The organism is Thiocapsa sp. (genome assembly GCF_035467215.1).
Taxonomy (GTDB): domain Bacteria; phylum Pseudomonadota; class Gammaproteobacteria; order Chromatiales; family Chromatiaceae; genus Thiocapsa.
Window position 1 is genome coordinate 1 of sequence record NZ_DATITZ010000082.1, and the last position, 5323, is coordinate 5323.

General features: G+C 61.7%; 6 protein-coding genes. 2 read left to right on the top strand and 4 right to left on the bottom strand.

The window, feature by feature from the left end; genetic code table 11:
* Positions 1 to 68 precede the first annotated feature (68 nt).
* Positions 69 to 320, top strand: coding sequence for a Txe/YoeB family addiction module toxin (locus VLR48_RS04375; protein ID WP_325290612.1), 252 nt, complete (start codon positions 69 to 71; stop codon positions 318 to 320).
* 87 nt (positions 321 to 407) lie between these two features.
* Positions 408 to 1955 (top strand): ATP-binding protein, encoded by a 1548-nt coding sequence (locus VLR48_RS04380; protein WP_325290613.1) that lies wholly within the window; start codon positions 408 to 410, stop codon positions 1953 to 1955.
* A 187-nt stretch (positions 1956 to 2142) separates the two neighbouring features.
* On the opposite strand, the gene cynS is transcribed toward VLR48_RS04380, so the two are convergent.
* The 4 genes from cynS to VLR48_RS04400 form a co-directional block, all read right to left on the bottom strand.
* A complete protein-coding gene (gene cynS / locus VLR48_RS04385; protein ID WP_325290614.1) occupies positions 2143 to 2586 on the bottom strand; it encodes a cyanase in 444 nt (147 codons plus the stop codon).
* A gap of 13 nt (positions 2587 to 2599) precedes the next feature.
* Entirely contained in the window at positions 2600 to 3535 is a 936-nt protein-coding gene (locus VLR48_RS04390) for an ABC transporter ATP-binding protein (protein WP_325290615.1), read from the bottom strand.
* Positions 3536 to 3540: 5 nt separating this feature from the next.
* A complete protein-coding gene (ntrB, locus tag VLR48_RS04395) occupies positions 3541 to 4383 on the bottom strand; it encodes a nitrate ABC transporter permease (protein ID WP_325290616.1) in 843 nt (280 codons plus the stop codon).
* A gap of 3 nt (positions 4384 to 4386) precedes the next feature.
* Positions 4387 to 5323: CmpA/NrtA family ABC transporter substrate-binding protein (locus VLR48_RS04400; protein WP_325290617.1), on the bottom strand; the 937-nt coding region annotated here is incomplete at its 5' end.

The window sequence follows — 5323 nt, forward strand, 5'->3', positions numbered from 1 at the left end:
GACAACGACAACGACAACGACGATGATTTCGGACGGTCTCGGAATTTCTGAACCGTTGCACTAGAAAGGTGAAGTGGCAGGTGGTTTATACGAAGCAAGCACAGAGGGACGCGAAGAAGCTGGCGTCAAGTGGCTTGAAATCAAAGGCACAGGAGTTGTTGGCGATTCTTGCCGAAGACCCATTTAAGCGGCCACCCCTTTTCGAAAAACTCGTTGGCGATCTTGCGGGCTCCGATTCAAGGCGCATCAATATACAGCATCGGCTGGTATACGAGATTCTGGAAGAGGAGAGGATCGTCAAGGTGCTGCGGCTCACATGACAGGCCCTCATCGACCCGTTACGCTGAGCAGAGGGCGCTCGATCGCCACCGCAACGCCCATCACGCATCAGCCTGCCGAGGTCAGCCATGCACCGCCGCAAACTGCCGATCGGGATTCAGACCTTCCGCGAGATCCGTGAGGACGACTATTACTATGTCGACAAGACAGGTTTTGCCCGACAGTTGATCGACGAGGGGAAATATTATTTCCTCTCCCGCCCGCGGCGCTTCGGCAAGTCGCTGCTGGTCGATACCCTGGCCGAGCTGTTTGCCGGCAACGAGCCGTTGTTCCGAGGGCTGAAGATCCATCCGCACTGGGACTGGTCGACACGCTATCCGGTCATCCGGATCAGCTTTGCCGAAGGGGTGCTGCAAAGTCGCGAAGCGCTGGATGCGCGCATCGCGGATCTGCTGCGCATCAATCGCGAGGCGCTGGCGGTCGCCGTCCATCCGGATCTCGACATCGCCGGGGCATTCGGCGAGCTGATTCGCAAGACCCACGCCCACTATGGACAACGTGTCGTGGTCCTGGTGGATGAATACGACAAGCCGATCCTCGACAATCTGAACGACCGCGATACGGCTCGCGCTATGCGCGACGGTCTGCGTAACCTCTACTCGGTGATCAAGGGATCCGACGCCCACATCCGCTTCGCCTTCCTCACCGGGGTGACCAAATTCAGCAAGGTGAGCATCTTCTCGGGGTTAAACAACCTGAAGGACATCACAATCGATGCACGCTACTCGGCCCTCTGCGGCTACACCGAGCAGGATGTCGGGACCGTTTTTGCTCCTGAGCTTCCCGGCCTGGACCGAGAGCAGATTCGCCGTTGGTACAACGGCTATAACTGGACAGGCGAGGCCGTCTATAACCCCTTCGACCTGCTGCTGCTGTTCGATGCGCGCGAATTCCGCACCTGGTGGTTCGAGACCGGCACGCCGACCTTTCTGGTCGATTTGCTCACCGAACGCGGCTTTTTTACCCCCAGTTTGGCACGGCTGCGCGCCGACGAGGCGCTCTTATCGGCCTTCGACGTCGATCACCTGACCCCCGAGGCCCTGTTGTGGCAGAGCGGCTACCTCACCTTCACCGGCACGCGGCGTATCGGCGCACGGCTCGAATACACCCTGGGCTATCCGAACCTGGAGGTCGAGACAGCACTCAACGACAGCTTGGCAAAGGCGCTGATCGGCCGGCCGGGACACGCCAGCGAGCTGGCGAGCCGACTCTACGATGTGCTCCTGTCCGGCGATTTCAGCGCCTTGCGCGCCCACATCGAAGCGCTCTTCGCAGCCATCCCGCATCAGTGGCACGACGGCCACCCGATCGCCCGTTACGAGGGCTTCTATGCAAGCGTCTTCTACAGCCACCTTGCCGCCCTGGGGCTGGACCTGACGCCGGAGGATTCCGGTAATCAAGGCCGGATTGACCTAACCCTTAAGTTCAACAGCCGGATCTGGCTGTTCGAATTCAAGGTCGTGGAGCTGGCACCCGAGGGACGCGCACTCCAGCAGATCAAGGACCGCGGTTACGCGGACAAATACCGTGCCGCCGGCGAACCCATCCACCTGATCGGCATCGAGTTCAGCCGCGAGCGGCGCACGCTGGTCGGCTTCGAGGTCGAGACGGTTTAAACCGCGCCCGGTGCGGTATGCGTAATTTATTGGAATGGATTGGACGTGCCAGCTCCGACGGCTGTCGGAGCTGGCGCGGTTTAAACTATTAAAAAATATTAAATTTTAAACCGCGTCTCACCGAGATCGAGGACATCTCCAAGGCCAAACGCAAAATGAACGTTACGCATGTCGCTCCGGACGCGGTTTAGTAGGTCTTATAAGGCAGGAATTTCCCGCTCATCTGGATGTGTACGCGGTCGCCCTTGGGATCGGGCTCGCGTTGGATATCCATGGTGAAGTCGATGGCACTCATGATGCCGTCGCCGAACTCTTCGTGGATCAGCGCCTTGATCGATGTCCCGTAGACATTGACGAGCTCGTAGAAGCGGTAGATGAGCGGATCGGTCGGCACGGCGGTGGGTAAGGACCCTTTGTAGGGGACGATCTGGAGCTGAGTGATCGCCTCGTCCGGCAACCCGAGCGCGGCGCCGACGGCCTTGGCCTGTGTCTCGGTGAGGGTCATCTGACCCAGGAGGGCCGCGGTCGACCATTCTTTACTGTGGCCGATGATCTCGGCGAGCTGGGCCCAGCTCAGTCCTTTCTCGAGCTTGGCGGACAGGATGAGAGCGGTGACGTCGTCGCGTGTCATGCTGTGGTCTCCATCAGTTGGATGCGTTGCGAAGGGTGGGTCCAGGGCGGGCCTGGTCCGATGGGGTCGGTGGTTTGGAGAGCGGGACGACGTGGGCGCTCCCCTCGATTCCGGGACGGACGATCGGTGGGTGCACGGGGTCGTCGCCTTGCTCGCCCGCGTAGGTCTTGGAGCGATTCACCAGGAAGTCGACCAGGTGATTGCGAATCCGGTAGTACTGAGGATCGTGATGGACGGTCGCGCGGGTGCGCTCACGCGGCATGGTGATCTCGACGATCTCAGCGATCTTTGCGTAGGGGCCGTTGCTCATCAGCAGCACCTTGTCGGCGAGCAGGATGGCCTCGTCTACGTCGTGCGTGATCATGAAGACGGTCTGGTGGGTGGCCTGGACGATCGAGAGGAGCTCGTCCTGGATGGTGCCGCGCGTGAGCGCGTCCAGCGCGCCGAAGGGCTCGTCGAGCAGGAGCATCTTGGGCTCGATCGCAAAGGCGCGTGCGATCCCGACTCGCTGCTTCATGCCGCCGGAGAGCTCGGCCGGCTTCTTGTGAAGGGCCCCGCCCAAGCCGACCATCTCCAGGTAGCGGACGCTGTGGGCCTCGATCTGTTTGGACGACCAGTGGGGCCAGCGTGAGCGTACACCAAAGACGACGTTGCCCAGGGCGGTCAGCCAGGGCAGCAGGGCGTGGCTCTGGAAGACCACGCCGCGTTCGAGCGAGGGACCTGCGATCTCCCGACCGCCCATGACCACGCCGCCCTCGGTCGCCTCGTCCAGTCCGGCCAGGACGTTCAGGATGGTGGTCTTGCCGCATCCGGAGTGGCCGATGATGCAGGCGAACTCACCCTTCTCGATCCCGAAGAAGATGTTTTCGAATACCGTGAAGTCGGGCGCTCCGCCTGAGCCTGCAAAGCGTTTGGTCAATCCCTCGATCTTCAGAAAGGGCTGCGACATGCTGCTCACTCCTTGTAGGTGACCGCGCGGGCCAACTGCGCGAGCATGGTGTCCAGCATCATGCCGACCAAACCGATCAATAGGATGGCGCTGATGATGTTGGTGATGGAGAGGTTGTTCCACTCGTTCCACACGAAATAGCCGATCCCGGTGCCGCCGACCAACATCTCGGCGGCCACGATGACCAGCCAGGCAATGCCGACCGAGATCCGCATGCCGGTCATGATGGTGGGCGCGGCGGCGGGGAGGATGACCTGGAAGGCGGTGCGCAGCGACGAGACCTCGAGCGTTCGGGCGACGTTCAGCCAGTCCTTGCGCACCGAGGCGACACCGAAGGCGGTGTTGACCAACATCGGCCAGAGCGAGCAGATGAAGATCACGAACACGGCCGAGATGTTGGAGTCCTTGATGGTGTAGAGCGCAAGCGGCATCCAGGCGAGCGGCGAGATCGGCTTGAGGACCTGGATGAAGGGATCGAGCGCCCTATAGATCAAGGGTGACATCCCGATCACGAAGCCCAAGGGGATCGCGACCAGCGCCGCGAGCGCGAAGCCGATCAGGACGCGCCCGATCGAGTAGATCAGCTGGGTGCCGATCCCCTTATCGTTGGTCCCCCGGTCATAGAAGGGGTCCCGGATGTGCTCCCAGAGCTTCGCGCCGACATCCAGCGGGCCGGGCATCGCCGACTGCCCGCCCGTGGCCGCCTGTGCGCCGATCAGGGCCGCGTATTCGGGATCCACCGTCACCTCGCCGAGGGTCTGCTGGGTCGAGAAGTGCCAGATACCGACGAAGAGCCCGAAGAAGAGCACCGAGAGGATCGGTGCTGCCCAGAAGCTGGTTGGCTTCATCCGTCACGTCCTCCGAATCGGGAAGCTCTCGACATAGGCCTCCGGCTTCGACGGATCGAACGGCTTGCCCATGACCGAGAAGGCCATCACCGGATCGGTCGGTGCGTCCATGCCGACCTCTTTCATGAGACGGGCCGCATCGGTCGCCAGGAAGACCTCGCTTGCCACCTTCGCGTAGTCGACATCGCCCTCGATCTGGCCCCAACGCTTCATCTGGGTCAGGATCCAAATCGCAAAGGATTCGTAGGGGAAGGGGTCGAAGTCGATCCGATCGGGATCCCGCACGATATTGCCCAAGCCGTCGGCGAAGGTCCCGGTGAGAACCTGCTCCACGACCGTGACCGGCTGGTTGAGATAATTGGCCGGTGCGATCGCTGCGGCGATCTCCTTGCGGTTCTCGGCCTTGCGGGCATAGGCGGTCGCATCCAGGATCGCCTTGAGCAGCGCCTGATAGGTGTTGGGCATGCCGGTGACGAACTCGCGGCTGGCGGCGAAGGCACAGCAGGGGTGTCCGTCCCAGATCTCTTTGGAGAGGAGATGGATGAAGCCCACGCCATCGTAGACGGCGCGCTGATTCACGGGATCGGGCGCCAGGAAACCGTCGATGTTGTCGGCACGCAGGTTGGCGACCATCTCGGGCGGCGGTACGGCGCGGATCTGCACGTCCCGATCCGGATCCAAGCCATGCTCGGCGAGGTAGTAGCGCAGCAGATAGTTGTGCATCGAGTAATCGAAGGGGACGGCGAACTTGAACCCCTTCCAGTCGGCCGGGTCGCGCTTGTCCTTGTGCTTCATCGCGAGCGTGATCGCCTGGCCGTTGATGTTCTCGACCGCCGGCATGGTCCAGGGAATGGGGTTGGATCCCGCGCCGATCGTGATGGCCAGGGGCATCGGCGAGAGCATGTGGGCGGCGTCGTACTCTTTCGCTAGGGATTTATCG

Coding starts and splice junctions, on each gene's coding strand:
- VLR48_RS04390 (WP_325290615.1), bottom strand. CDS start 3,535: ATGTCGCAGCCCTTTCTGAAGATCGAGGGATTGACCAAACGCTTTGCA.
- ntrB (WP_325290616.1), bottom strand. CDS start 4,383: ATGAAGCCAACCAGCTTCTGGGCAGCACCGATCCTCTCGGTGCTCTTC.
- cynS (WP_325290614.1), bottom strand. CDS start 2,586: ATGACACGCGACGACGTCACCGCTCTCATCCTGTCCGCCAAGCTCGAG.
- VLR48_RS04380 (WP_325290613.1), top strand. CDS start 408: ATGCACCGCCGCAAACTGCCGATCGGGATTCAGACCTTCCGCGAGATC.